Source organism: Pseudomonas sp. HB05, assembly GCF_016756915.1.
GTDB classification, from domain to species: Bacteria; Pseudomonadota; Gammaproteobacteria; order Pseudomonadales; family Pseudomonadaceae; genus Aquipseudomonas; species Aquipseudomonas alvandae.
In genome coordinates, this window is sequence record NZ_JAESPG010000006.1 from 65,652 (window position 1) to 90,153 (window position 24,502).

26 protein-coding genes and 1 pseudogene are annotated in these 24,502 nt (G+C 60.2%); 4 read left to right on the forward strand and 23 right to left on the reverse strand.

Annotation, left to right across the window (positions count from 1 at the left end; all coding sequences use genetic code 11):
- Positions 1–40: 40 nt before the first annotated feature.
- Positions 41–1,648 (reverse strand): ATP-binding response regulator, encoded by a 1,608-nt coding sequence (locus JMN22_RS08555; protein WP_030140588.1) that lies wholly within the window; start codon positions 1,646–1,648, stop codon positions 41–43.
- Between the two features lie 104 nt (positions 1,649–1,752).
- Between JMN22_RS08555 and JMN22_RS08560 the strand changes: the two genes are divergently transcribed.
- Both JMN22_RS08560 and JMN22_RS08565 read left to right on the forward strand, forming a co-directional pair.
- Positions 1,753–2,403, forward strand: coding sequence for a response regulator (locus JMN22_RS08560; RefSeq protein WP_030140587.1), 651 nt, complete (start codon positions 1,753–1,755; stop codon positions 2,401–2,403).
- 343 nt (positions 2,404–2,746) lie between these two features.
- On the forward strand, positions 2,747–3,199 hold the full coding sequence (locus JMN22_RS08565) for a hypothetical protein (protein WP_080628567.1): 453 nt from the start codon (positions 2,747–2,749) through the stop codon (positions 3,197–3,199).
- Positions 3,200–3,267: 68 nt separating this feature from the next.
- Here JMN22_RS08565 and JMN22_RS26810 read toward each other — a convergent pair whose 3' ends face one another.
- The 3 genes and pseudogenes from JMN22_RS26810 to JMN22_RS08575 form a co-directional block, all read right to left on the reverse strand.
- Positions 3,268–3,852: a methyl-accepting chemotaxis protein gene (locus tag JMN22_RS26810; RefSeq protein WP_408636545.1), complete on the reverse strand. Its 585-nt coding sequence runs from the start codon at positions 3,850–3,852 to the stop codon at positions 3,268–3,270.
- Positions 3,853–3,855: 3 nt separating this feature from the next.
- Positions 3,856–4,623 (reverse strand): annotated as a pseudogene (locus JMN22_RS26815) (PAS domain-containing protein); the annotation flags it as partial.
- Positions 4,624–4,802: 179 nt separating this feature from the next.
- Positions 4,803–5,561 carry a hypothetical protein gene (locus tag JMN22_RS08575; protein WP_309475695.1) on the reverse strand — a complete coding sequence of 253 codons (759 nt, stop codon included), beginning with the start codon at positions 5,559–5,561 and terminating at the stop codon, positions 4,803–4,805.
- 155 nt (positions 5,562–5,716) lie between these two features.
- On the opposite strand from JMN22_RS08575, the gene yghU reads away from it, so the two are divergent.
- Positions 5,717–6,556 (forward strand): glutathione-dependent disulfide-bond oxidoreductase, encoded by an 840-nt coding sequence (gene yghU, locus JMN22_RS08580; RefSeq protein ID WP_198796791.1) that lies wholly within the window; start codon positions 5,717–5,719, stop codon positions 6,554–6,556.
- A gap of 39 nt (positions 6,557–6,595) precedes the next feature.
- On the opposite strand, the gene JMN22_RS08585 is transcribed toward yghU, so the two are convergent.
- From JMN22_RS08585 to JMN22_RS08630, 10 genes are all read right to left on the reverse strand, one after another.
- Complete coding sequence (locus JMN22_RS08585; protein WP_030140582.1) at positions 6,596–7,357, reverse strand: ABC transporter ATP-binding protein; 762 nt, start codon at positions 7,355–7,357, stop codon at positions 6,596–6,598.
- Between the two features lie 55 nt (positions 7,358–7,412).
- Positions 7,413–8,123, reverse strand: a complete 711-nt coding sequence (locus tag JMN22_RS08590) for an ABC transporter permease (protein WP_030140581.1) — start codon at positions 8,121–8,123, stop codon at positions 7,413–7,415.
- Entirely contained in the window at positions 8,120–8,848 is a 729-nt protein-coding gene (locus JMN22_RS08595; RefSeq protein ID WP_198796790.1) for an ABC transporter permease, read from the reverse strand. Before JMN22_RS08595 ends, JMN22_RS08590 begins: the two co-directional genes overlap by 4 nt.
- Positions 8,849–8,902: 54 nt before the next feature.
- The gene (locus JMN22_RS08600) at positions 8,903–9,685 is read right to left on the reverse strand and encodes a transporter substrate-binding domain-containing protein (protein WP_051065989.1); all 783 of its coding nucleotides are present in this window, start codon (positions 9,683–9,685) and stop codon (positions 8,903–8,905) included.
- A gap of 155 nt (positions 9,686–9,840) precedes the next feature.
- Positions 9,841–10,158 (reverse strand): DMT family transporter, encoded by a 318-nt coding sequence (locus JMN22_RS08605; protein WP_030140578.1) that lies wholly within the window; start codon positions 10,156–10,158, stop codon positions 9,841–9,843.
- Positions 10,159–10,311: 153 nt separating this feature from the next.
- Positions 10,312–11,514, reverse strand: coding sequence for a trans-sulfuration enzyme family protein (locus JMN22_RS08610; RefSeq protein WP_198796789.1), 1,203 nt, complete (start codon positions 11,512–11,514; stop codon positions 10,312–10,314).
- Between the two features lie 10 nt (positions 11,515–11,524).
- Entirely contained in the window at positions 11,525–12,982 is a 1,458-nt protein-coding gene (locus JMN22_RS08615; protein ID WP_198796788.1) for an aldehyde dehydrogenase family protein, read from the reverse strand.
- A 178-nt stretch (positions 12,983–13,160) separates the two neighbouring features.
- Positions 13,161–13,598, reverse strand: a complete 438-nt coding sequence (locus JMN22_RS08620; protein ID WP_030140575.1) for an Lrp/AsnC family transcriptional regulator — start codon at positions 13,596–13,598, stop codon at positions 13,161–13,163.
- Positions 13,599–13,612: 14 nt separating this feature from the next.
- The gene (gene thrC, locus JMN22_RS08625) at positions 13,613–14,974 is read right to left on the reverse strand and encodes a threonine synthase (protein ID WP_198796787.1); all 1,362 of its coding nucleotides are present in this window, start codon (positions 14,972–14,974) and stop codon (positions 13,613–13,615) included.
- 41 nt (positions 14,975–15,015) lie between these two features.
- Complete coding sequence (locus JMN22_RS08630; RefSeq protein ID WP_030140573.1) at positions 15,016–15,711, reverse strand: B3/B4 domain-containing protein; 696 nt, start codon at positions 15,709–15,711, stop codon at positions 15,016–15,018.
- Positions 15,712–15,872: 161 nt separating this feature from the next.
- Between JMN22_RS08630 and JMN22_RS08635 the strand changes: the two genes are divergently transcribed.
- A complete protein-coding gene (locus JMN22_RS08635; RefSeq protein WP_198796786.1) occupies positions 15,873–16,475 on the forward strand; it encodes a helix-turn-helix domain-containing protein in 603 nt (200 codons plus the stop codon).
- A gap of 48 nt (positions 16,476–16,523) precedes the next feature.
- On the opposite strand, the gene JMN22_RS08640 is transcribed toward JMN22_RS08635, so the two are convergent.
- The 9 genes from JMN22_RS08640 to JMN22_RS08680 form a co-directional block, all read right to left on the reverse strand.
- Positions 16,524–17,450 (reverse strand): Gfo/Idh/MocA family protein, encoded by a 927-nt coding sequence (locus JMN22_RS08640; protein WP_198796785.1) that lies wholly within the window; start codon positions 17,448–17,450, stop codon positions 16,524–16,526.
- A 91-nt stretch (positions 17,451–17,541) separates the two neighbouring features.
- On the reverse strand, positions 17,542–18,327 hold the full coding sequence (locus tag JMN22_RS08645; RefSeq protein WP_198796784.1) for a DeoR/GlpR family DNA-binding transcription regulator: 786 nt from the start codon (positions 18,325–18,327) through the stop codon (positions 17,542–17,544).
- Between the two features lie 114 nt (positions 18,328–18,441).
- Entirely contained in the window at positions 18,442–19,431 is a 990-nt protein-coding gene (locus JMN22_RS08650; protein WP_198796783.1) for a LysR family transcriptional regulator, read from the reverse strand.
- Between the two features lie 40 nt (positions 19,432–19,471).
- Complete coding sequence (locus JMN22_RS08655) at positions 19,472–20,437, reverse strand: peptidylprolyl isomerase (RefSeq protein WP_198796782.1); 966 nt, start codon at positions 20,435–20,437, stop codon at positions 19,472–19,474.
- Between the two features lie 5 nt (positions 20,438–20,442).
- Positions 20,443–20,925, reverse strand: coding sequence for a YbjN domain-containing protein (locus JMN22_RS08660; RefSeq protein WP_198796781.1), 483 nt, complete (start codon positions 20,923–20,925; stop codon positions 20,443–20,445).
- A gap of 34 nt (positions 20,926–20,959) precedes the next feature.
- Complete coding sequence (locus JMN22_RS08665; protein WP_198796780.1) at positions 20,960–21,607, reverse strand: DNA repair protein; 648 nt, start codon at positions 21,605–21,607, stop codon at positions 20,960–20,962.
- 16 nt (positions 21,608–21,623) lie between these two features.
- The gene (locus JMN22_RS08670; protein WP_198796779.1) at positions 21,624–23,315 is read right to left on the reverse strand and encodes a putative porin; all 1,692 of its coding nucleotides are present in this window, start codon (positions 23,313–23,315) and stop codon (positions 21,624–21,626) included.
- 35 nt (positions 23,316–23,350) lie between these two features.
- Entirely contained in the window at positions 23,351–24,073 is a 723-nt protein-coding gene (locus JMN22_RS08675) for an energy transducer TonB family protein (protein WP_198796778.1), read from the reverse strand.
- A gap of 3 nt (positions 24,074–24,076) precedes the next feature.
- Positions 24,077–24,502: an ExbD/TolR family protein gene (locus tag JMN22_RS08680; protein ID WP_181289694.1), complete on the reverse strand. Its 426-nt coding sequence runs from the start codon at positions 24,500–24,502 to the stop codon at positions 24,077–24,079.

Sequence of the window (24,502 nt, forward strand, 5' to 3'; positions counted from 1 at the left end):
GAATGACCAGCGGCGCTGGCGGCCTGGAAGTACGTTGACGCTAGACCCGCCAGGCAAAGTGCTTGGTCAGCTCCAGCAAGGTCGCCCGCAATTCCGGCGGCCGCACCGGTTTGGCCAGGATCGAAATGTTCATGTGGTGCAGCGCGTGGCGAATGCGCTCGATCTCATGCCCGGTCATGATCATCGCCGGCACCTCCCAGCCTCGCTGCTCACGGATCGCCGCAATGCATTCGGCGCCGGAGACCTTCGTGCCCAAGTCGAAATCGGCAATGATGATGTCGCAGTCGCTGGTCACGCCAACCCCGTCGCTGTGGGTCTCGACGACACATCCCCATTTCTCCAGCAGTGCCGACGTTGCCATCAGCACGTTGGAGTCGTCTTCCACCAGGCACACCCGCAATCCCTGAAGACGATTTTGAGCGGCGACCGGCCTGTCTACAGGGGTTCTCGGCGCGATCATTTCCAAGCCTTGGATCATCGCGCGGGTGCCTTTCCCAAGCCTGGAATCCAAACGGATATCCAGGTTGATCAGGTGGCTGATGCGCTTGACGATCGACAACCCCAGGCCCAACCCCTCGACATCCTTGTCCCGCACGTGACGCACCCGGTAGAACTCCTTGAACACCTCGGGCAGATGCTCGGCGGCAATGCCTCGTCCCTTGTCATAGATGACGATCGCCAGGCCATCGCCTTTCGGACGCACGCCAATCAGCACTGGTTGCCCGGAGGCGTATTTCAGCGTGTTGGAGACGAGGTTCTGCACCATGGTCGCCAGCAAGCCGGCATTGACCTGCACCCAATGCCGGCAGGGCCGCAAGCGCAACTCGACGCCGGCCCAACGGGCGGCCTCGGTGTTCTGCTTGACCACATCCTGCAGCAACGCCCCGAGGTTTACCGGTTCGGCCTGTGGTTCGAGCTGGCCGTTGTCGAGGGTGTAGATGTCGAGGATCGAACGAAACAGTTGCGACACGATGTGCAGCGAGCGGTCGATGTTGTCCACCAACCGTAGCTCCTCTCGACCGAGCCTGGCATCGCGCAGGCAGGCGGTGAACAGGCCGATGGAGTGGATCGGCTGGCGCAGGTCATGGCTGGCCTGGGCCAGGAACCGGGATTTTTCCTGATTTGCCGCAATCGCCTCCTCCGAAGCGATGCGGGTGCGTGTCAACAGGATGTGCGCGTAAGCGGGCACCACAATCGTCGTGACGATCAGGGTCAGGAACAGGAACGGCTGGCCGCGCCAGAACGGCGTTAACAGGAAAATCGCCACCAGTGTCGCCAACGCAATCAACGTCGCGATCATCAGGTAGCGCGTGCCGAAGCGCATGCCGTTGCCCAGCGTGACCCACAGCACCGCCGCGTAAAGCGGCAGTGCGCCCTCTCCGCCGACGATCAGGGCAAAGGCCAGGCTCACGTAGTCGAGCGTCATGGCGAACAGCCGACGCAGGAAAAAATGCCCCGGCCAACGCTTGATTGCCATGCGCAACGGAATCGCGACGCTGAAGAAAAAAGTCATGTACCACATGATCGGTACATAAGTCGCGAAGTCGCTGGTCGAGAGGCTCGCCACGACGAAGATATACAGCGAGGCACAGGCACCGACGGTCAATCGCAACGTGGCCTGGTCCAACTCGCTATTCTTTTCAGTCATATTCAAACGAATCTCCCGTCCTAAAAGTCTGTTTCAACATTGAAACCCAGCGCCATTGTTTAAGGTACGATGCCCAGGACTTGAAGATCAGGAGGATCTTTCGCATGACCTGCAGAGTAATCGTGGCGGATGACCATCCCTTGTTTCGCGAAGGTATGCTGAGAACGATTGAAAGGCTCTTGCCGACCGCCGTCATCGAACAAGCGGGTAATCTGGACGAAGTATTGGCGCTTGCCCGAACAGGCGCGGAAATTGATTCACTGGTACTCGATTTGCGTTTCCCGGGCATCAAGTCCCTGGACGTCATCAGCCAATTGCGCAATGAATTCAAACGCACTTCCATCATCGTGGTGTCCATGGTCGAGGACATCGACGTCATCGACCAGGTCATTGCGTTGGGCGCAGACGGTTTCATCGGCAAGAACATCGACCCGGCCGGCATCGCCGAAGCCTTCATGGCGATTCGCGAAGGCGAAGTGGTGGTGAGATACCATGCGGAGAACTCGATCCTGGGCGATGTCGAAACAACGGCGTTGTCCCAATTGACGACACGGCAACGGGAAGTACTTGGCCTGGTCGCCGCCGGCAAGACCAATAAGGAAATCGCCAAGGCATTGGGGATTTCACCCTTTACGGTTCGTATCCATGTTTCAAGCTTGCTCAAGGCGCTGGATGTCCCTACCCGCGCGGCGGCTGCCGCTCAATTTTCCAATTATCCGACCGCAAGCCAATGGCCTGGCAAACAGCAGACTTGAAGCATCGGATAACCATAAGTTTCCCTTAGTGTTTATCCGTCCTGCGCCCCATCGAAGCCATAGCACACTTGTACTATAGCTTGCGTCATTGCCCTCCCCCTAAGCTGTCAGCGCGCCATTAAAGGCCAACACCCCGGTATATAACTTTTCACGCAACACGGCGTGCAGCCCTGCACGTTCCGACGTTTCGTGGATGGCGCTGCGTGCGGCATTGAATTGAATGATTCGCTGGCGTGCGCTGTTGGGTCAACTTCGCGCCTGGCTGGGTGAAATGGAACGGTCCTGAACATTACTCAAGGTGAGTCTTATGTCTTTCAAGTATGGAAAAACACTTAAAAACGGAATGGCACTGTGCTTGCTGGCGGGCGTCCTGGGGGGTTGTACAAACACGGGGGACTTGATGAATTCGCTGAACGCCGGCGCACAGAAATACAACGTCGGTTACCTGAAGCAAACCATCATTCCGGGCAAGACCACCAAGAGCCAGATCACCCAGATGTTTGGCGCACCGGCGAGCGAGGAGCTCAATTCGACCAGCACCAGCAATGAGTCGAACTGGACTTATGACAAAAGGGAAGAAGGCCTGGATAAATACATGAAGCTGGCTCACAAGTATGTCTCCACCGAGACGAGCCTGAAGATGTACGACACCTCCGCGCAAATTTCCAAAGCCCAGGGTGTTGCCAATGACGTCGGTAGCGTCACCGGCCAGAAAACCGGCCAGAGCCAGACCCAGGGCACCGTCTTGACCATTTATTTCGTGGATGACGTGGTGAAATATTACCGGGTCTATTGAGGCACCCGTTTTATTGAACCGTCTGGGGAGCGGTCCCTCTTGGACTCCCCCCAGACGCAGCCGTCAACCTAGCCGACCCAGCCAATCGCCGTTTTAGGAATCACTTCCGACTCGTCGAGCTTGGACGCAAACATGCTCACCGCCTCCAGCGCATCGGTGGTCCCGGCCCTGATCTGCACGATGACCGATCCCGCCTGGTCCGCCAGGGTAACGCCGCGCAGCGCGCCCTCGTGGGTCACGCTCATGCTGGCCACCGCATCGCGGGTTTCGGAGAGAATCATGCCGATCATCTCGGCGATTTCCGAGGTCGAGCGGCTGGTGCGCCCGGCCAGTTGCCGGACTTCATCGGCCACGACCGCAAAGCCCCTGCCCTGGTCGCCGGCCCGCGCGGCCTCGATGGCGGCGTTGAGCGCCAGCAGGTTGGTCTGGTCGGCGATACCGCGAATGGTGTTGACGATGGCGGTGATCTCTTCCGAACGCGCGCCCAGTTGCCCGACCAGGCGCGCGGAGGCGCCGATGTTTTCGGCGATCTGGCGCATCTCCTTGGCGGTTTGCTGGATCACCTGGGCGCCCTGTTCGGCGACTCTCTCTGTCTCGGAAGAAATGTGGTACGCACGGGAAGCACCGCGTGAATCTTCTTCGAACTTTTCCACCCGTTCGGTGATGTCACTGGCGAACTTGACGACCTTGCTCAGTTTGCCTTCCGCGTCATAGACCGGGTTATAGCTGGCTTCCAGCCAAACCACCTTGCCATGTTTGCCGAGGCGCTTGAATTGACCGCTGAAGAACTCGCCGGCATTGAGACGACGCCAGAAGTCGCTGTATTCGGAAGAGTTGACCAGGCTCGTCTCGCAGAACAAGCGATGGTGCTTGCCCTTGATCTCCGCCAGCGAGTAATTCATGGTCTGGAGGAAGTTTTCATTGGCGGTCAGGATATTGCCGCCCAAGTCAAATTCGATCACCGCCATGGCCCGATCCAGTGCCACCAGCCGGCCACGGATTTCCGCATCGCTGGCCACCCGAGCGGTGACGTCCAGTGCGTACTTGACCACTTTCGCGACTTTGCCCTGCTCATCCAGGACGGGGTTGTAACTGGCCTCCAGCCAGACATTGCGGCCTTGGCCACTGATCCGCTGGAACGTCCCGGAAACGAATTGACCGGACCGTAGCCGGTCCCAGAACTCGCGGTATTCGGCACTGCCGGCCAATGCAGGGGTACAGAAATTGCGGTGCGACAAGCCCGCCAATTGATCTTCGCGATAACCCATGGTGTTGAGAAAGTTCTGGTTGGCCCGAAGCACTTTTCCATCCGGGCTGAACTCGATCACGGCCATGGACCGTTCCAGCGCACCGACCAGTCCCTTATAGGTTGCCAAGTCGGCCGTCCTGGCCGTCAGTTCATTTTTTAGTGTTGTGTTAAACATGACGTACCCTCGACGAACCCAAGAAATTCACCGGACCTCAAAGGGCTATCGGCGAATAACTCAAGGACTGAAATGGTTCGAAGGAATTATCTTTTGACGTCAAGAAAGACTATATCGGCGCACTTACTGGACTATCGCCAAAGGAAATATAGCGACCGTACCCAGGTCTGAAAAAACGCTTATCGCGTGGAATATTTCATATTGATGATTTCACTGATTCTTTCCGGGACACCGTTGAACGCAGGCGTGACCGAGCGAATCGACTGGCCACGATAAGGCCCGTCCACCGGGAACCAGTTATGCACCACGACGACCTGCCTGGCGGCGCCGCCCGTGGTGATTTCGTTGGTGAACTTGCAGGTATCGAATGTTCCTAGCGCGGTCGTGAGGGTTTCCCGGCCGTTGTAGGTCAGCTTCTCGGAAATATCGAACTCCACCGTCCCGCCGGCACTCTGCGCCTTGTTCTTGTAGTTGACGGTGACCGTCTGGCCAGGCTGCAGATCGATCGGCGTGGCGGGCGGCGGGCTGTATGTCGAAGTCACCAGCGACGCCCCATCGCCATGCCGGTCGCCGTAGCGAATCAGTTGGCCATCCTTGATTTCCGCATAGGTCTTGGTGAGGTAAAACGGCACTTTGTTCAGATACGACGTGTGCAGTGATACCACCGGATCGGCGCCGGCAAAGGTTTCACGGGCCAGGGTCTCGGTTTTACTGCGACTGGTGGTTGGCGAAAGATTGTCGCGACTTTCCGACATCACCACGGTGCCGGGCTGGAAATCGGTCTCGCGGGTGCAGGGAGCGGACGACACGTCTGCCGCGTATGCCGCCGACACAGCGGTCATGACGGTCCATGTGCAGGCGGCAAGGGCGAGCCCCCCGGCGACACGCTTGCGATCATCGGTGTTCACGTCTGGATGGCTTGACGGTGTGTTATTCAAAAGCAGCTCCCTGTCGATTCGACTCATTTGCCCACTGCCCTTGTCTGCCTGACAGAGCGCCCATAGATTAGAGTCCATGTCTCGACGCGTGCCATAGCGCAAATGTGCTATGGCTTCGTCCCGGAACACATGCATTCAACGATAAGGTACGTTTCATGAGCCAAGCGTCTTACGTTCCACCCAAAGTCTGGAAACATGAGGCCCCCTCGGGTGGCCAGTTCGCCAGCATCAACCGGCCTGTCGCCGGGCCGACCCATGAGAAGCCGTTGCCGGTGGGCAAGCACCCGCTGCAACTCTATTCATTGGCAACGCCCAATGGCGTGAAAGTCACGATCATGCTCGAAGAGCTGATGGCCCTCGGGCATGCCGGCGCGGAATACGACGCCTGGCTGATTCGCATCGGCGAAGGCGACCAGTTCTCCAGCGGCTTCGTCGAGGTCAATCCGAACTCCAAGATCCCGGCCCTGCTGGATCGCAGCGTCGAGCCGCCGCTCCGTGTGTTCGAGTCCGGTTCGATCCTGCTGTACCTGGCGGAAAAATTCGGCGCCTTGCTGCCCAGCGATCCGGCCGGCCGTACTGAAACCCTGAACTGGCTGTTCTGGCAGATGGGCTCGGCGCCTTACCTGGGCGGCGGTTTCGGCCATTTCTACGCCTACGCGCCAGAAAAAATGGAATACCCCATCAACCGCTTCACCATGGAAGCCAAGCGCCAACTGGATGTACTGGACCGTCGCCTGGCCGAAAACAGGTACCTGGCCGGCGACCAGTACACCATCGCCGACATCGCGGTCTGGCCCTGGTACGGCCAACTGGTGCGGAACAACGTGTACTCGGCGGCCGAGTTCCTGTCGGCCCACGAATACACCCACGTGCAGCGCTGGGCCGAGGAAATCGCCAATCGGCCCGCGGTCAAGCGAGGACAGCGTGTCAACCGGACCTGGGGCGATGAGGCGAGTCAGGTGCCGGAGCGGCATCGGGCTGAGGATCTGGAGTAGCCGTGACCTGACGCGTCGTCATCGGCTCCCCCGGCTGCTTCACTTCAACCCATTGGACAGGAATTGCTGCAGGCGCTCGCTGCGCGGGTTGTCGAGGATCTCGGCCCCGCCCTGCTCCTCGACCTGACCCTGATGAAGAAACAGTAGTTGGCTCGATACCTTGCGGGCGAAGCTCATTTCATGCGTCACCATGATCATGGTCCGACCTTCCTCCGCAAGTCCCTGAATGACCTTGAGTACCTCTCCCACCAACTCAGGGTCCAAGGCAGAGGTCGGCTCGTCGAAGAGCATGACTTCGGGCTCCATTGCCAGCGCGCGGGCAATGGCGACCCGTTGCTGCTGGCCACCCGACAGAAAGGCCGGAAATTGCTCGGCCACCCGCGCCGGCAACCCGACCTTTTCCAGGTAATGCCGGGCCCGCTCCTCAGCTTCTTTCTTACCGACACCCAGCACCCGGCGCGGCGCAAGGCTGATGTTGTCGAGCACCGTCATGTGCCCCCACAGATTGAAATGCTGGAATACCATCGCCAAGCGCGTGCGCAGGCGCTGCAACTCACTGGCGTCGGCCACGTGCAACCCCAGATGATCCTTGACCATGCGAATCGGCTTGCCGTCCAGGCTCATGGCGCCATCGTTGGGGGTTTCGAGAAAATTGATACAGCGCAGGAAGGTACTTTTACCGGAGCCGCTGGCCCCAATCAGGCTGATGACATCGCCGGTACAGGCTTTGAGCGACACGCCCTTGAGCACTTCGTGGTTGCCGTAGCTTTTGTGCAAATCTTCAACGGTCAGTTTGTACATGTCGCAATCTTCTTCTTTAAGCGGATCGGGATGGACAACGTTCAGGCAGGCATGACTAATGAGCCGGGCCGAGGAAAGCCAGCCAGCGACGCTCGGCGAGGCGGAACAGGCCGACGAGTGCGAACGTCACCGCCAGGTAGATCAGCGCTGCTATGCCAAACGATTGGAAGGTCAGGAAGGTCGCGGAGTTGGCGTCCCGGGCCACTTTCAAGATGTCCGGTACCGTCGCGGTGAAGGCCACCGTCGTGGAATGCAGCATCAGGATGACTTCGTTGCTGTAGTACGGCAGCGAACGGCGCAGCGCGGAAGGCATTATCACGAAGGCGTAGAGCTTCCAACCGGACAGGCCATAGGCTTTGGCCGCCTCGACTTCACCATGGGCCATGCTGCGAATGGCCCCGGCGAAAATCTCTGTGGTGTAGGCGCAAGTGTTGAGGGCAAACGCCAGGATCGTGCAGTTCATCGCATCGCGAAAGAACGCATCCAGCAACGGCTGCGCCCGTACCGCCGCCAGGCTGTAGATGCCGGTGTAACAGATCAGCAACTGGATATAGAGCGGCGTCCCGCGAAACAGGTAGGTGTAGAACTGCACCGGCCAGCGCACCAGGCAACGGGACGAGACACGGGCAATGGACAGCGGGATCGACACGATGAAGCCGACGAAAAGGGAGGCGCTGAGCAGCCAAAGCGTCATCGCCAGGCCCGTGATCTGCTGCCCATCGCTGTAGAAAAACGGCTCCCCGTACATCTTCAGGAGTTCGATCATCGCACGGCCTCCCGGCAACCCGTTGCATAACGCCGTTCCAGGTGACGCAGGGCAACGTTGGAGACGCTGGTGATGACCAGATAGGCCAACGCCGCCAGCATCAGGAAAAAGAACAGTTGGTAGGTACTCTTGCCCGCGTCCTGGGCGGCCTTTACCAGGTCAGCCAGCCCGATGATCGAGACCAGCGCAGTGGCCTTGAGGATGACCATCCAGTTGTTGCCCAGCCCCGGCAGGGCAAAGCGCATCATCTGCGGAAAAACCACCAGGCGAAAGCGTTGCGCCCGGCTCAAGCCATACGCAGTGGCGGCTTCCAATTGCCCACGGGGAACGGCGAGCATCGCGCCGCGAAAGGTCTCGGTGAAATAGGCACCATAGATGAATCCGAGGGTGAGGATCCCGGCCGCGAACGGGTTGATCTCGATGTAGTCCCATCCCAGCGCGATCGTGATCATCGTCAGCCAGGTTTGCAGGCTGTAGAAAATCAGCAGCATCAGCACCAGGTCCGGTACGCCGCGAATAAGCGTGGTGTAGAGCTGCGCCGGCATGCGAAGCCAGTGCTTGCCGGAGAGCTTGGCGCTGGCCCCGGCAAGTCCCAACAGCACACTGAGCAGCAGCGAAGCGACGGACAATTTGACGGTCATCCAGGCACCGTTCAGCAACAGCGGCCCGAAGCCCTTCAGGCTGAACCCTGCGAGCTCCAACGCGTTTGATAGTGTGTCGATCATGGTCAGCAACCTCAGGCGAAAAGATGCCCATCCCCGCGGACGAGCGTCGGAGGGTCATTTGCCGCTGTAGAGATTCAGATCGCCGAAATATTGCTTCTGGATCGAATCGTAGGTGCCATCGTCATGGAGCGCCTGGATGGCCTTGTTCAACAGGGCCTTCAAGTCGGCGTTGCCCTTGGCAATGCCGATGGCCGTCTTGGCCGGCAGGTAGGGGCTGTCCACGGTGTTGCTGAGTTCATAACCGGCACTTTGAGGCGACGCCATGAAACCCAGTTTCGCTTGCAGCGTGTCCTGGATGGAGGCGTCCAGGCGCCCCGCCACCAGGTCGTAATAAACCTGATCCTGATTCTGGTAGGACTGGGTTTTCACACCCGCTTTCTCCAGGACAGATTTTGCGTAGGCCTCCTGGATGCTGCCCTGGAAATAACCGACGGTCTTGCCCTTGAGCGAAGCCACCTCCTCGCTCAGCCCCGAGCCTTTCTTGAACACGTAGGAGGTAGGACCGGAAAAGAGTTCGTCCGAAAAGTCGATGGCTTTTTCGCGTGTGGGGGTCACGGTCATGGAAGACAGGATGCCGTCGAACTTGCCAGCCCTCAGACCAGGAATAAGACCGTCGAAATCGCTCTCGACCCAGACGCACTTGACTTGCAGCCTGGCGCAAATAGCGTTGCCCAGATCGATATCAAACCCTTTGAGGCTGCCATCGGCCGATTTGGATTCGAAGGGCGCGTAGTTGGCATCGACACCAAAGCGCAGTGTCGTGTAGTCCTTGGCCGAAGCCACGCCCACACATAACGGTAACAGCAGGACCGCACACAACTTTCTCAACGAAATCATAAATACATCCCTAACTATTGTAATTGGATTAAGGGCAATCGATGTCGGGCACTGGTGTTCCACGAGCGCAACGATTTCGACTTGAACATTACCGGAGCGTCGCGGTTTTACGAATATGGCAAAGTGAACGATATTACGAGCAAACCGCTCGCCTTTCAGGCAGAAACCAACTTCATCATCAACAAACCACTGACAATCAGGACCGCAGCCACGACCCGCGACAGGCTGGCCGGCTCGCCCAGGAAAATGATGCCTGCCGCGAACGCTCCCACCGCGCCAATGCCTGTCCAGATGGTATAGGCGGTGCCGAGCGGCAAACTTTTCATTGAATAGGACAGCAAGGCAAAACTGGCAATGACCGTTATCAGGGTAATCACCGTCGGGCCGACCCGAGTTAATCCATCGGACTGTTTCATCGAAAACGCCCAAACCACTTCAAGTAATCCAGCAATTATTAAACTCAGCCAAGCCACAATCCAACTCCATTAAATACATGGGCAATTATCCAGGGGCACTCAGCAATGACTGAATGAGATAATTGCTCATAATCTTATTAAAAGAACCCCCGCTGGTACGGGGGCAAAGACGGGTTGACCAAACCCTGTTGCGCGACCTGATCAGCCAAGTTACTTGAATGTTTCATCCAGCGCGGCGGTGATGTCGCTGATCAGATCTTCGGGATCTTCCAAACCGACCGAAAAGCGCAAATGCCCGTACTGGCGGAATTCTTCAGGGTACTTGTCGAAACCGCCCCGGCCCTCCGCGCCGACGTGCACGATCAGCGACTCATCATGCCCCAGTGATACCGCTGACGTGATGATGCGCAGGTTCGAGACAAAGCGGTTTTGCGTGTCCGGATCGCCTTTCACCGCAAACGCCATCATGGCTCCGTACCCCTTGCCGGCGAACTGTCGGCGCGCCAATTCATGCTGGGGATGAGACGCCAGCCCGGGGTAATAGACGTAGGCGATGCGATCGTCGGAGTCGAGAAATTCAGCGATTTTCCCGGCGCTGCTCAATAGCTGGTTCAGGCGCAGCGGCAGCGTGACCGAGCCGCGCATGATCATCCAGGCGTTGAACGGCGAGATGGTCGCGCCGAGGTCGACGAGCGCATCGTTCTTGATCTTGTCGATCATCCGTTGGGTGCCGATCACCACGCCCCCCATGGCATCGCCGTGGCCGTTGATGTATTTGGTCAACGAGTGCACGACAAAATCGACGCCCTGTTGGCTGGCGCGGAAAAATGGCGGGGGCGTGAACGTCGCGTCCACGCTGATCAACGCGCCATGGGCATGGGCAATTTCAGTCAGCGCTCCGATGTCCGCCACCTTGGTGGTCGGGTTGGCGATCACTTCGGTGTGGATCAGCCGGGTATTGGGCCGTAGGGCCTGGCGCACCGAATCCAGGTCACCCACGTCGACGAACGTCGCTTCGATGCCGTAGCGCTCAGGCAGCAGTTCCGCAAAGAGCCGCCAGACCGCCTGATAGGTAATATCGCTGACGATGACGTGATCGCCGCTTTTCAGGAATGAGAAAAACACCGAATGCAACGCCGCCACGCCGGTGGCGAATACCACAGCCGCTTCACAACCTTCGAGTGCGGCGAGTTTTTTCTCCAGGCACACCTGGTTATGACCTTGGTTGCGCGTGTACACCAGCCCGTCCGGACTCGACCAGTCCATGGTGGCCGGGTCTTCAGGCAGCAGATAAGAGTTGGCCATCACCAGGGGCGTGCGAACCGCGCCACTGGTGGCGTCGGCAACGTTGCCGCCATGCACCGCCAGGGTGGCCGCAGACAGCGAGGACAGGTTCTTTTTATCAGGACGCATGGGTATTTCCTCAGAAGGATGTTGTTGTCTTGCCGGGTGAAATCACGCTTGCACCGGTGCCTGTATGGTTAAGGCAGACGACCTTGGGCTGGGTCATCTCCTCGTAGGCAAAACGCACGCCTTCGCGGCCCATGCTTCCGTATTTGAAGCCGCCGAAAGGCATCGCATCAAAACGGAAATCCGACGAATCGTTGATCATCACACCACCCGCCTCCAGCCGTTTGGCGGCGCTCAGGGCAACGTTCAGGTCTCGGGTGAAAATGCCGGCGTGCAGGCTGTATTGCAGCTCATTGGCCAGCGTCAACGCCTCTTCCAGCGAGCCCACCGATTGCAGCATCACCACCGGGCTGAAGACTTCCTCGTACCAGAGCGGACAATCGCAGCCGACGTTTTCCAGGACCGTTGGCGAATACAGCGAGCCCACGCGCAGGTTGCCGAACAGCAACGTGGCGCCGTGATCAACCGCTTCGTTGACCAACGCTTCAGCGCGCTTGGCCGCCGCTTCGCTGATCATGGGGCCGACGTCCGTGCGCTCGTCCGCAGGATCGCCGACGACCAGTGCGCGGGTCTTTTCGACAAAGCCTTTTTTGAAGGCGTCAAAGGCCGGCGCCTCGATCAAGATGCGTTGAGTGCCAATGCAGTTCTGCCCCGCTGCCCAGAACGCACCCGACACGCAGGCGTCAATGGCAGCGGCAAGGTCGCTGTCGGCCATGACGATTACCGGCGCATTGCCGCCCAAGTCCATTGCCAGCTTCTTCAGGCCGGCGATACGGGAAATCTGCTCACCGGTGACGAAGCCCCCGGTGAACGAAACCATGCGCACCGCGCGGTGCGCGACCAGGGCCTTGCCCAACGCAGCGCCACCTGTCGCAACGCTGACCACGCCGGGCGGCAAGCCGGCGTCGATCAGACAACCCACCAGTTTGATCGCCGACAGCGGCGTCAACTCGGAAGGCTTGAGCACGACCGCGTTGCCACCTGCGATGGCCGGTCCGAGCTTATGGGCCACCAGATTCAGCGGATCGTTATAAGGCGTGATGGCGACAATGACGCCGAGCGGCTCGCGGGTGTACCAGCCCTGGCGGGACTCCGACCCGGCGTAGGCATCGAACGGGATCATCTCGCCGGCATTGCGCCTGGCTTCCTCAGCGGAGAGTTTCAAGGTGTTGATGCAGCGCGAGACTTCCTTCCTTGCTTGCTTCAAGGTTTTCCCGGACTCGGCCACGATAAGCCGGGCAAACGCATCCCTGTCGGCTTCGACACCTGACGCGGTGGCTTCCAATATCCGCGCCCGTTCATGTCGCGGCAGCTCCCTGGCAACCAGGGCCCCCAGCAGTGCCGTGTCAATCAGCGGGGTCGCTGATGAAGCGGGCATGTCCATCACCTCACCCACTGGAGAACCGTCAAAGGGGTTGCTAACAACCATCGCCTTATAATCAGCCGCGAGCGAGAGACTCAAATTATTCATAATGATGGACCTGTTGTTTCAATACCAAACAGGTAACTGCACAGTCAGCCACGGCACGTTCTCGTTGTTATAGTTAGGTACTGACGATGATAATTCCGCCATTGATGTTTACGAAGATGGCAAACAGCGCGTTATTACGAGCAATTTGCTCGCGCATCGGCACACTTCGCTTTTCGGTTTACTTAGTGCAAGACAAGACGAAAGACGTGACGGTATTCAATACACCCGGCAACGCCGAGATCTCGCTCCAGACTTTGTGGATGCGATCCGAATTCAGCGCCTCTACGGTCAAGACGATGTCGAGATCACCGCTCATCACGTTGCAGGACGTGACTTCGGGAATGGTGGCCACTGACCGGACCACCTCGGCATCGCGCATCCGGTCCTTTCGATAGACAAAGACCAGCGCCCTGATAGGCCCTGCTTCCGCCGCCGGCGTGCCCTTGACGATGGTATATCCCCGGATATAACCATCGCGTTCCAATCGCTCAATCCTGAGTCGCACGGCATTGCGCGACAAATTGACTTTCAATCCGATTTCATTATGGGCAAGCCGTGCATGACGGGTCAGCTCATCCAGTATTTTTTCATCAACTTTATCGAGAACACGTTTCATCGCTGACTCCGGTTTTATAACGAGCGAGACTCCGTGTCTTTGGACAAGTCATCAATAAACTGCACCAGCGCGGCTATATCATTGGGTATTGAAATACAACTTCGGTCGGACAAACGCTGCAGCCCGGCATCACTGATCGATGGATGGGTGGTCGCCAGGCAAATCATCGGAATCAGCAAGCTGCGCCGGCTGACACGCGCCGCACGCAAGCCTATGGCCGTGGGTGGACTGATCAGGTAACCGCTCTGCACGAAAACCTCATGGATGCTATTGAAGGCATCCGCATCCTCCACAGCGAGGGAGTCGAACAATTTGCGCGCTTGCAGCCATTCGTCCTGTTCCAATTGGATCCGCCCGTCTTCCTCCAGCCGCTCCATGTTCCTGGCGACTTTGTTCCCGCAACCATTGAGCACACTCCATTGCAACCGCTCGAAGTTCGAAGCCACGGAGACGTTCATGCACGGCGTCTGGGTGGCGCGGATTTCATGGCGGCGGTAGAGGTTGTTCTGCAGGAATTCGTGCAGGCCCGCATTGGCGTTCGTGGCCACGATCAATTGCCTGATGGGCAAGCCCATTTCCCTGGCCACATACCCTGCGTACAGCGCACCGAAGTTGCCGGTGGGCACGCTGAAGGCCACCTCCCTCTTTGGTGCCCCGAGTTGAAGCGCCGAATAGAAAAAGAACGACAGGTGCGCCAGTACCCTTACCCAATTCACCGAATTGAAGGAGATGAGCGATTTGCGGGTTCGGTGGCTGCCCTTGAGGAACTTCTCGCATAACCGATGGCAATCGGCGTAGTCCCCGTCGACTTCGATGTTGATGACGTTGGCTTGCCCGGTGCTCAACAAACGCCGTCGATGCGCCTGCGTCATGCCCCGTGACGGGTGCAGTACGACCAGTGTCACGCCTTGCACGCCGTTAAAAGCCTTGATCGCCGCCGCACCGGTGTCGCCGCCGGTGCAGCCCACCACCAAGGCCTCCTTGCCACTCTTGGACAACGTGTACTCAATCAGACGGGCCATCAGCTGTAGGCCGAAGTCCTGATAGACGTTGGCAGGCCCGTGAAACAACTCCAGCACCCACTCGTTAGTCGCCGTCTGGTAAAGCGGCGCGACCGCCCTGCTCTTGAAGCCGCAATAAGCCTGCTCGACGATTCGGAACAACTGCTCCCGAGGTATCCAGTCGCCCAGGAAAGGACCGATCACCTCGCAGGCCAGCTCATGGAAAGGCAGCCACTCCAGCCGGGAAAGCGCCTGATCCGTAAACCGAGGCACCTTGCCAGGAACGAACAATCCGCCATCCGGGGCATACGCGCCCATGAGCACTTCGCTGAATGCGTAGGTCTTGCCGGGTGTCCGCGTGCTGACGTAGTTCATGAATGAGACACCCTCTTGCCCTCTGCGGGACAACCTGTTGTTCAGTGAGCGCCAGGACCGACCAATGCACTCTCGATCTGTACACCCGGCATCATCGCCTGCAACCCTTCGATCAGCCTGTCGCCCGCCTCGGTCAACGCTTCGAGCGGCATCGCCGGCAGGCTTTCGAGGATGAACCACATGTGCCTGGCGTCCGCATCGAGGCGTGTCCTGACGCCCTGACGCCAGTTCCAGCGACGGCACGTCACGCCCTGGTCGTCGCGCCAGACCACTTCGCCGGCGTCTGGAAATTCATGGGCGGGCGCGCCTTCTTTCATGGTGTCGAACGGTTCGGAGCCGTCGGCGATCACGAGCCGCGGCGAGCCCACGTAGGCTTCGATGTTTTCGCCGCCGACGGGGATCGCGTACTCGATGCTGATGGCGTTGTAGAGATCGACGACGGGATCCAGGCTCGGCAAGCCGCCGTCCCGCAGCACGCGCTTGCGCAGGGCCTCTGCCGAGCATGGCGTGCGTTGTGGCTTGGCGCCGAACTGTCGAAACGTGTCGGCCCATTGCTGCAGGTGGGCCTCACCCCAGGCGGGACCGCCGGCGAGCACCGATTGGCAGGCACGATCCAGGGCCGTGCGGGCGACGTCCGGTTGGGTCAGCGGCGCAGCCTGCACCACGATGCTCAGGGCCCTGAACCCGGGCGCCAGCTCGGCAACGGCTTGGTCGATCAACGGCAGTACTGACAGCATCAAGGTTCTCCAGCGATCCAAATTGGCTTTCATGCTAGTCATCGCCGACAGCCAAAGTCAATATATCGACTTTTCTGGTCGATAAACTCCGACGAGCTGATTGACGACGCCACCGGCAACCGTCGAGAATCCTGGCCTATCTTCCTCACGACTCTTTGGTGATGACCCTGAATACCACTCTATCGACCACGCCTGGCGCGGATGCCCACGCGGTGAGCCTGGCCGTTGCCCGCACGCTCAAGCAGACGCGCAAGGCTCAGAAAATCACCTTGGACGAGCTGTCCCGGCGCTCGGGCGTCAGCAAAGGGATGGTGGTCGAGATCGAGAAATGCACGGCGAACCCGAGCATCGGCATCTTGTGCAAGATTGCTGCGGCGCTGGGCCTTTCAGTGGCGGATATCGTCAACGTGGCGGAGCCACCGTCGGCCCACATCATCGACAGCCAGGACATCCCGACGCTGTGGACCGGGGAATTGGGAGGCACTGCACGCCTGCTCGCCGGGACGACCGGCCCGAACATGATCGAGTTGTGGCGCTGGGAGATGTTCCCGGGCGAATCCTTTTCTTCAGCCGGACACCCTCAAGGCACGCTTGAGCTGTTCCATGTCGAGAAAGGCACGTTGAAGTGCGTAGTGGGGGAAACAGAACTGGTGATTCCCGCCGGAAGCTCGGCGGTGGCGAAAACCGATGTCGCCCACGCCTATTCCAACGCGGGCAAATCGAAGCTGGTCTTCACCATGTCGGTTGCCGAAATACATCAATAGGCATGCGGCGCGCCGATCGTCGCCAGGACGATCGGCGCGTGGGCAAGATCAATCGTAGAACGGCTCGACCAACGTCCGGCTACCGACGAAAAAGCTGTCCGCAACCAGGCGTAGCGGTTGCAGGTCCATGTCGTTGGCCTTGGCACCGATCAGTTGCTGGAAATGCCGGTACACCGCCGCGTATTCGCCCTCCTCCGACACCGCCTGGCGTACACCGTCGATGCTTAACAGCGCGCCGCCGTTGTCCAGGCGCAAGGTGCCTTCGGCGCAACGAATCTCGATGCTCCAGAGCTCGTCATGACCATGGTCGAAATCGAACTCCGCGCGGATGTCGAGATGGCCGGCGTCGGACATCTTGATGCTGGCGGCAATCGGCGACTGGCAGTTATCGGGGACGCGCAGCTCGGCGGACTCGACGAACAGAGCGCGGGGCAGCAAGTGGGTAGCGATGGACAAGGCATTGATGCCCGGATCGAACACACCGAGGCCGCCGGGTTGCCAGATCCACGCCTGGCCCGGGTGCCATTTGCGCACGTCTTCCTTCCAGTCGATCTGGACACTTTGCAGCGTGCGGCTGGCGAGCCAGTCGCGGGCCGCCTCGATGCCGGGCGCATAACGCGAATGCCAGGCGAACAGGCCGCTGACCCCCTTTTCACGCGCCTGCTCGACCAATTCCATCGCTTCGCCCAAGGTGGCGCACGGCGGCTTTTCCACGAGCACATGCTTGCCCGCTTCCAGCGCCTGGCGAACCAGGCCGAAGCGCCCTTGCGGCGGCGTGCAGAAGGCAATCGCATCGACGTGCGGACCGTTTTCCAGCAATTCGCCCAAGGACTGGAAGTTCTCCACGCCGGCGCACGGCTGCCCTTGCGTGGCGACCGCCACCAGCTCGAACGCAGGGTTGGCGCGGATGGCGGGGACGTGTTGATCCTGGGCGATCTTGCCGTAGCCCACCAGGCCGAGACGAATCGGTTGCATCGATGACTCCTGACTTTTGTAGTTGTGATGGGGCAGCAAACTAGACGTAAATCGGCTGGCGGACAATGGGCTTGTATCCCATCGTTTCACCTCAGGCCTTGGCGGGCGCCTTCATGACTTTGGATATCCGCGCCAAAAAAGGATCGAGTCGTTCGTGCGGCGCATCGTGCTCCACCACCAGCGCGGTGACTTCTTCGCAGGATGCGACCTGGTAATGCGCAACGCTGGATAGCTTTTGGTTGGTGACCGCCACCACCACCTGACCGCTCGCAGCGACCACCGCGCGCTTGAATTCGGCGTCGTCCAGGCCAAACGCCGTGACGCCGTTGTCCGGGTCGATGGCGCAGGCACCCACGAAACACACATCGAAATTGAACTGGCGCAATTGCTGGACAGCCGCCAACCCGATCGCGCCGCCCGCAACAGGGTTCAGGCGACCACCCAGCAGGATGACTTCGGCGCTGGGCAGCTTCATCAGCTCCACCGCGATCAACGGCGAGTTGGTGGTGAGGGTCAAGCGCAGGCCTGGATCGATGGCGCGGGCGATAGCCAGGTTGGTCGACCCGGCATCGAGGAAGACGTGCTGCCCCGCGCTGAGCAGCGAAGCCGCAGCGCGGGCAAGATTGTCCTTGCGGGCCGAGTCCTGATGGATTCGGACGTCTATCGGCGCTTCGGCCGCCGGCAAGCGAATCGCACCGCCATAGACGCGCTTGCACAGACCGGCCGCAGCCAAAGCGCCCAGGTCGCGACGTATCGAGTGTTCGGAAACGTTGAATTCACTCGCCAGATCAGCCGCGATGACCCGGCCATACAGGGCTAGCCGCTCGCTGATCAATCGTTGGCGTTCGCCGGGGAATACTTCGAGAGGGGTACTCATGGATCCACAACCTGCATAAACGAGCACAAATAGACACAACCGAGCGCAATATGCCTCGTCTCCATCGGTTCGTCAAACCGGCTCGGCACCCAAGCCAATCCGCCGCCCGGCGTGTCAACGCTCGTTCTGGAACCACTCCCTGAGCTGTTCAAACGCCGCGCGAACCAGCGCTGCCAGCCGGGCAACCTCTTCCCTGTGAGCTTCATCGCGGTGTACGGCCATCCAGACCTGCATCGGCATTCCTCGGTCGAACAAGTCGGGCAAAGGCTGCAGCGTCTTGTCGAGTGCGCAGACGTAATGCGGCAGCAGGCCGACGCAGGCGCTCCATTGGATCATCTGGCGCATCAGTTCATAGGAGTTGACCTGGGTCACGCCGGAGCGACGCGTGCCGACAGTGCTGTTCCAAGGTTGCAGGGAAGGCATTTTCGCGTAGTCGTGCAGGCTCACCAGCATGTAGTCCTGCAGCTCGGCCAGACTGCGTGGGCGGCTCGCTTCCCGTGAATAACGCTTGGCAATGTGCGGGATGTACTCCAGTTCGGCGAGGCAACTGAGCTCAGCCACCGGAAACGATAGCCGCGGCGCTTGCGCCTGCGGGTCGGTAAGCCAGACGACAACGTCCGCCTCGGCCGGCTCCTGGTCGGGGTTACTGTCGAGACGCAGCAAGTTCAGGCGCACGTTGGCGTGTTGACGTACGAAACCGAGCAGCTCGCGATTGAGGATGTCGTGCAGCAGGGGCTCCGCCACGGCCACGCGAACCAGTGCCTGATCCTCGACGAAAGCATCAGGCAAAGCCAGCAAGGCTCGGTGAGCCAACAATTGGTTGCGCAGGCGCCGACCGTCCTGGCTGAGCACCAGTGCATTGCCTCGGTGCTCGAACAAGGGACTGCCGTAATGGATCGACAACCGCGAGAGCTTTTTTCGCAGCAACGACGCTTTGACGTTCAAGCTCCGCGCCGCCTGCATGAAGCAGCTGCAGCGCGCCGTCACCAGGAAAAACTCCAACGCCTGGAGATCCTTGAGGTTATCCAGATGCCGATCATCGCTATTGATCGAGGGTGGCAACCGCGCACAATCGTGAATCTGGCCAACGTCCTCCAAAGCCATACGCCCTCCTCCCTAAGGTGTCCCCACGCGACCGCGCCGCTTAACGAACAGACTCCAATGCCTGATTCAGTTGCGCGCCATCGATGCTCAGCGTTGCCTTGCTCACCAGCCCTTCCATATAGGCCCTGGCCACTTGTTCCTGGCGCTGATTGCGCAGCGCCTCGCGCAGTTGTTCGCGAACTTCATCCAGGCTGGCGGCGCGTGCTGGCTGCATATCGGTCAGTTTGAGAATGTGAAAGCCCGCCTGGCTCCGCAAAGCGTCGGAAACGCTGCCGACCCGTTGTCGGCTCAAGACCTGGCGCATCTCCGGCACATATTGCTGCAACGGTTGCAAGCCGCTGTCACCGCCCCGTTGGGCCGTCGCCTGGTCCTCGGAAAACTGCCGGGCGAGCTCGGCGAAATCGGCGTTGGGAGCCTGGGCACGACGGGCCAGCTCGGTGGCTTTCTTGCGGAGCAGTTCTTCGTTGGCTCCCGGCTCAACCGCGATGAAGATCTGGCTGACGCGGTACAACGCCGGGCTCTGCAGCTTGTCCTTGGCACTCTCGTAAGCCTGTTGCAGGGCTTGCTCATCCGGATAGTCGGCGGGGACCTGGCTGACGGATTGCAAGTAAGTGCGCAGCAAAATCTGCTCGGTGGCCGCGCGGGTCATCTGTTGGATGTCCGGACGCTCCTGCCAACCCTGGGCGTCGGCCTGCTGCAACAGGGCTTTCTCTGCCAGGCGCGCACGGATCCAGCCCTCCAGTGCGCCACGATTGCCGCGCAGTTGCTCGCGCACCTGCGGTGTGAGCGAGCTCAACACAGCGTTGAGCTCGACGCTGCTCAGTTGCAGTTCGCCCAGGCTGGCCACGGCCGGCGCCGCCTCGGCCGGGGTTCTGGCGGGTTTCGGTTGTGCGGCGGGCACCGAGGCTTGGGATACGCCGTCAGGGTTGGAGATCACCGTCAGTACAATGCCGCCGAGCACCAGGACAGCCGCACTGATGCCAGCCAGTTTGCTAAACCTGTTCATCGTAATCAGGCCTCTTCGACCGCAGCTTCCTGCGTTGCATCCGCACCGTCCTTTTGCTGCTCGCGTGCGTGCTGGCTGTAGTCGCGCAGGTACACCACGAATTCTTGCAACAGCCGGTCCCAGAGTTCCAGCACGCCACGCACGTGGTCTTCACTGACACCGGCGGCAACGATGGCGTCCATTTCCATCACCAGGAAATCACCCTGGCGACTCAGGCGGGCAAAGCGGCGGCTGGCATTCCATACCTGGACCAGGCCTTCAGGCAATTCGCCCTCGATGCGCAGCGCGCAACTGAACGTGAAATCCAGAAAGCTGCCCTCGGTGGCGGCCGGGTTGCCGAAACGCACGGCAAAGCCAATGCCCTGGCTGGCGCTCAACAACTGCACCACGGCGCCTTGTTCGGTACGATTGACGCGGTAGCCGGCGGCTTGCAGCAGTTCGCCCAGTTGTTCGGGAGTGATGCTCAGGATCAGTGTTTGTGCGGTCATGACTGGATTTCCCTTGTGGTCATTTGATCAATGGTTATTTGCCGGCGGTGGTCTTGGTGGCATCGAACTGGGTCTGGTACAGCGCATCGCCATAGCGCTGCGCCAATTCTTCGAACTTCACCCGCGCGCCACTGGCGAAGGGTTGGCGGATCTTCAATACGTCGCTGACCTCGATGTTTTCGTAGGCAGTCAGGATCTCTTTGGCGATGCCGTACATCTCTTGGTTTTTCGCCACGCACTGCTGCACTTCACTGTCCCGACTGGTCAGGCTGGCTTGCAGCGTGGCACGCGCCGCCTCTATACCCCGCGCACGGCCCAGCAGTTCTTCGTAGGCCTGCTTGAACTTGCCGACCTGCTCGGTACTGGCGGCTATCTGCGCCTGGGCGCTGCTGCGGACAGCGTCTTGCTGTGCGCCCAGTTGTTCGCTCTGGCTGCGCGCCTTGGCGAGTTCGGCGGTCAGTTGCTTGATTTGCGCTTGTGCCGCACTCAGCTCGGTTTGCGCCGCCTGGCGCGCGGCGGTGCCTTGCGCCTGTTCGCTCTGCAAGGCTTGCAGCTGTTGGGTGGTGCTGCGCAACTGGGCGCGCAAGCGTTCCTCCATGGTCTCTGCCGAAGCGCCGAGGGCTGCACCGAGCCCCAACAGCAGCACCACGGCGTGGATCGCGGGATGAAATGACTTTTTCATGCTGTCTCTCCCGGCGCTAGAAGCGCGTGTTGAGCTCAAGTTGCAGGACGTCGATATCGAACGGCGCGCCGTAGACTTCTTCGCTGCTCAACCAGCGCGCGGTCGCGAAGACGTTGTCTTCGATGCCGTAGTTGCCGCCGAGGAAATAACCCTTGGCGTTGGTGCCGCCGAGGTGGAACGAGGAGTCGTTGAAGCCGTCCGGCAAGGCGTCCGGCTCGATGTATTTGTAGCCGGCGAACAGGTTCCAATCGCCGCGCTTCTTCAGGTCCAGGGAACTGCCCAGGGTGAACTGCAGCATCCAGGCGGTATCGCCGCTTTCGATGTCACCGTTTTCGTCCACGTTGTTGACCAGCGCACCGGCCGAGCGCTTGCGCATCTTGCCTTCGTCGTAGCCAAGGTTGACCAGGTAGTTGCCCTGGCTGCGCAACTTGAGATCGTCGAACAGCAAGGTGTCCCAGGCCAGATTGAGGTCAAGCACGTTGAACTCCGAGGCCAGGCCCACGAATTGTGGTTGCGGCGACGTGGTCGGTGCGGACGGGTCCGGCACCAGGTTGCGCAACTCCATCAAGGTGTTGCCCTTCTGCATGAACGCCGGACGCGTTTCGTCGCTGTCACAAGCCGGCGCGCCGTCATAGATGGCGCAGGGATTGGAGCGTCGTCCTTCGATGTCCTCAAATTGGTAGTAGGCCAGCGCGCCCTTGATGCTGTTGTCCGGCGCAAACGCCCAGGTCGCACCGAGTTGCGCGCCGTAGAGCCATTTGTTCTCGCTGTCTTCTTTGTTCAAACCATCGCTCGACGCGCTGTCGGAGCTGTATTCCACCGGGAACGCGCCCAAGGTGCCGAATACCGCCAGGTCGCGGTTCAACGGGTGATTGAACGAGCCGGCGATACCGTCGAAATTGAGATCGTTGGAATACAACAGATCGGTAGACATGAATGGATTGGGCATGCGTCCCCCGGTGAAGCTCCACTCCTTCGTCGGGCGGTAATTGAGGTAGCCCTGATCGAGCCACAGGTCCTTTTTGTCGAAGCCGCCGCCCAGCGTCTGGGTGGTGGACACAGGACTGCTGTCCGAGCCCGTGCCCAGCCGGATGGCGGCGGTCCATTGAGGGGAAAGCGCGGCCCGCAAGCCCATCCGGGCACGCAAGCGCAGCATGTTCTCGCGATCTTCGCGGGTGTTGAGCAGCGGTGGGTATTGCGTACCGCTTCTAGGGTTGACGTCATAGGGCCCGCTGTTATTGAGCTCGGCGAAATCGACGATCTCGTTGCTGTTGCTGCCCGAGTAATAGCGCGACTCGTTGCGCAAACGCACGTCGCCTTCAAACGTGATGCGCGACACCCAGTCGGGAAAGGTATTGGGCTGTGCCCAGTTTTCCTGTTTGGCCTGGGCGATCACCTCGGCCTTCACCTGGTCGCGAATCTGTTCCCGCACGATCGCCGGCACGTATTGCACCCGCACCTCCCCCGGCGCGCCGGGTGCTGGCACCGGCGCGGCAGTCGCGGCGGCCTGCCGGGCTTGCACGGCCTCGGCTTCGGCCTGGTCGATCAGCGCTTGCGCCTGGTCCTGCTTGAGCACGCCTTGTTGAACCAACAGGCGGATCAGGTTGACCGTAGCGTTCTGCGACGGCGTCTGCGCCAAGGCACTGCCCGTCAGGCTGGCGATCACCAGGCCGACACCCAGCGCCAATCGATTGATTTTGCAGATCATGAACACAACTCCTAATGGTCTCTTGGCGACCCGGCTCAGCCCGGTCGGCGTCCTTGTAGGCGGATACGCACCGGCACCTGCAACGAGGCGGGTGGACGTTCCAGATGGGGTGAAGCGCGCAAGGTCGCCAGGACCTTGGCGTCGAGTTCGGCATCGCCACTGCTGCGTCCCAGCTCCACGCGCGTCACGCGACCGGCCTGGTCCAGCCAGACGTCAGCCTCCAGGCGAAACGCCAGGTTGCGCAGCTCGGGCGACTCGCGCAGCAAGCGCTGGAAGCTGTAGGCCAGGAACTGGCTGTAGGTGCCGTTGCCGAGGCGCCCGCCGCCGGTGCCGGCCATGCCGCCGCCCTTGCCCGCGCCAATGTTGAAAGCGTCGGAACCCGCCTGGGCGTCACTGTCCATTTGCATCGGGTCGGCCAGGTCTTCGGCGGGCGAAGGCGGCGCCTCTTCCTCTGGCTTGACTTCCTCGGGCTCTGGCGTGGGCTCGGGCTCGACGATTTTTTCTTCCACCGGTTTTTCCGGCTCCGGCGGTTTTTCCGGTGGCGGAGGCGGAGGTGGCGGCAACGGAATGATCGCCGGGATCTTTGGCGCCTCGCGGCGAATGCCGCTCATGTCATTGGCCCATGTCCACAGCAGCCAGGCCAGGCCCGCGCCCGCCAGCAGGCCAACGCTCCACAGCAGTACTCGACGCACCGTCCTGGTGACGTCGCGCTGTTGCTCCAGATGGCCGTTCTGCGGCTGTTCAGGAAAAGACGTCATGGCTCAGCCCTGGCTCGGTTTGCCGGTGACCAGGCCGACCTGGGACAGCTCCAGGCGACGCAACAGGTCCAGCACTTCAATGACTTTCTGGTACTGCACGGTGGAATCACCGCGCACGATCACCGGAAAATCCGGGCTCTGCGCCTTCTCGATGCGCAAGCGGTCTTCCAGCTCGTTGAGGGTGACCGGGTAGGCATCGAGGAATACCTGGCCGCCATCATTGATGGAAATCGCCTTGGTCTTGGGCTGCGAAAGCGAGATGGTCGAGCTGGCCTTCGGCAGGTTGATCTGGATGCCGGAGACCTGGGCGGTGGCGGTGAGGATGAACATCACCAGCACCACCATGAGCACGTCCACCAGTGGCGTGATGTTGATGGTGTCGACGGCGGCATCTTCGTCATCGTCCAGGGCGCTGTTGAGGTTGGCCAT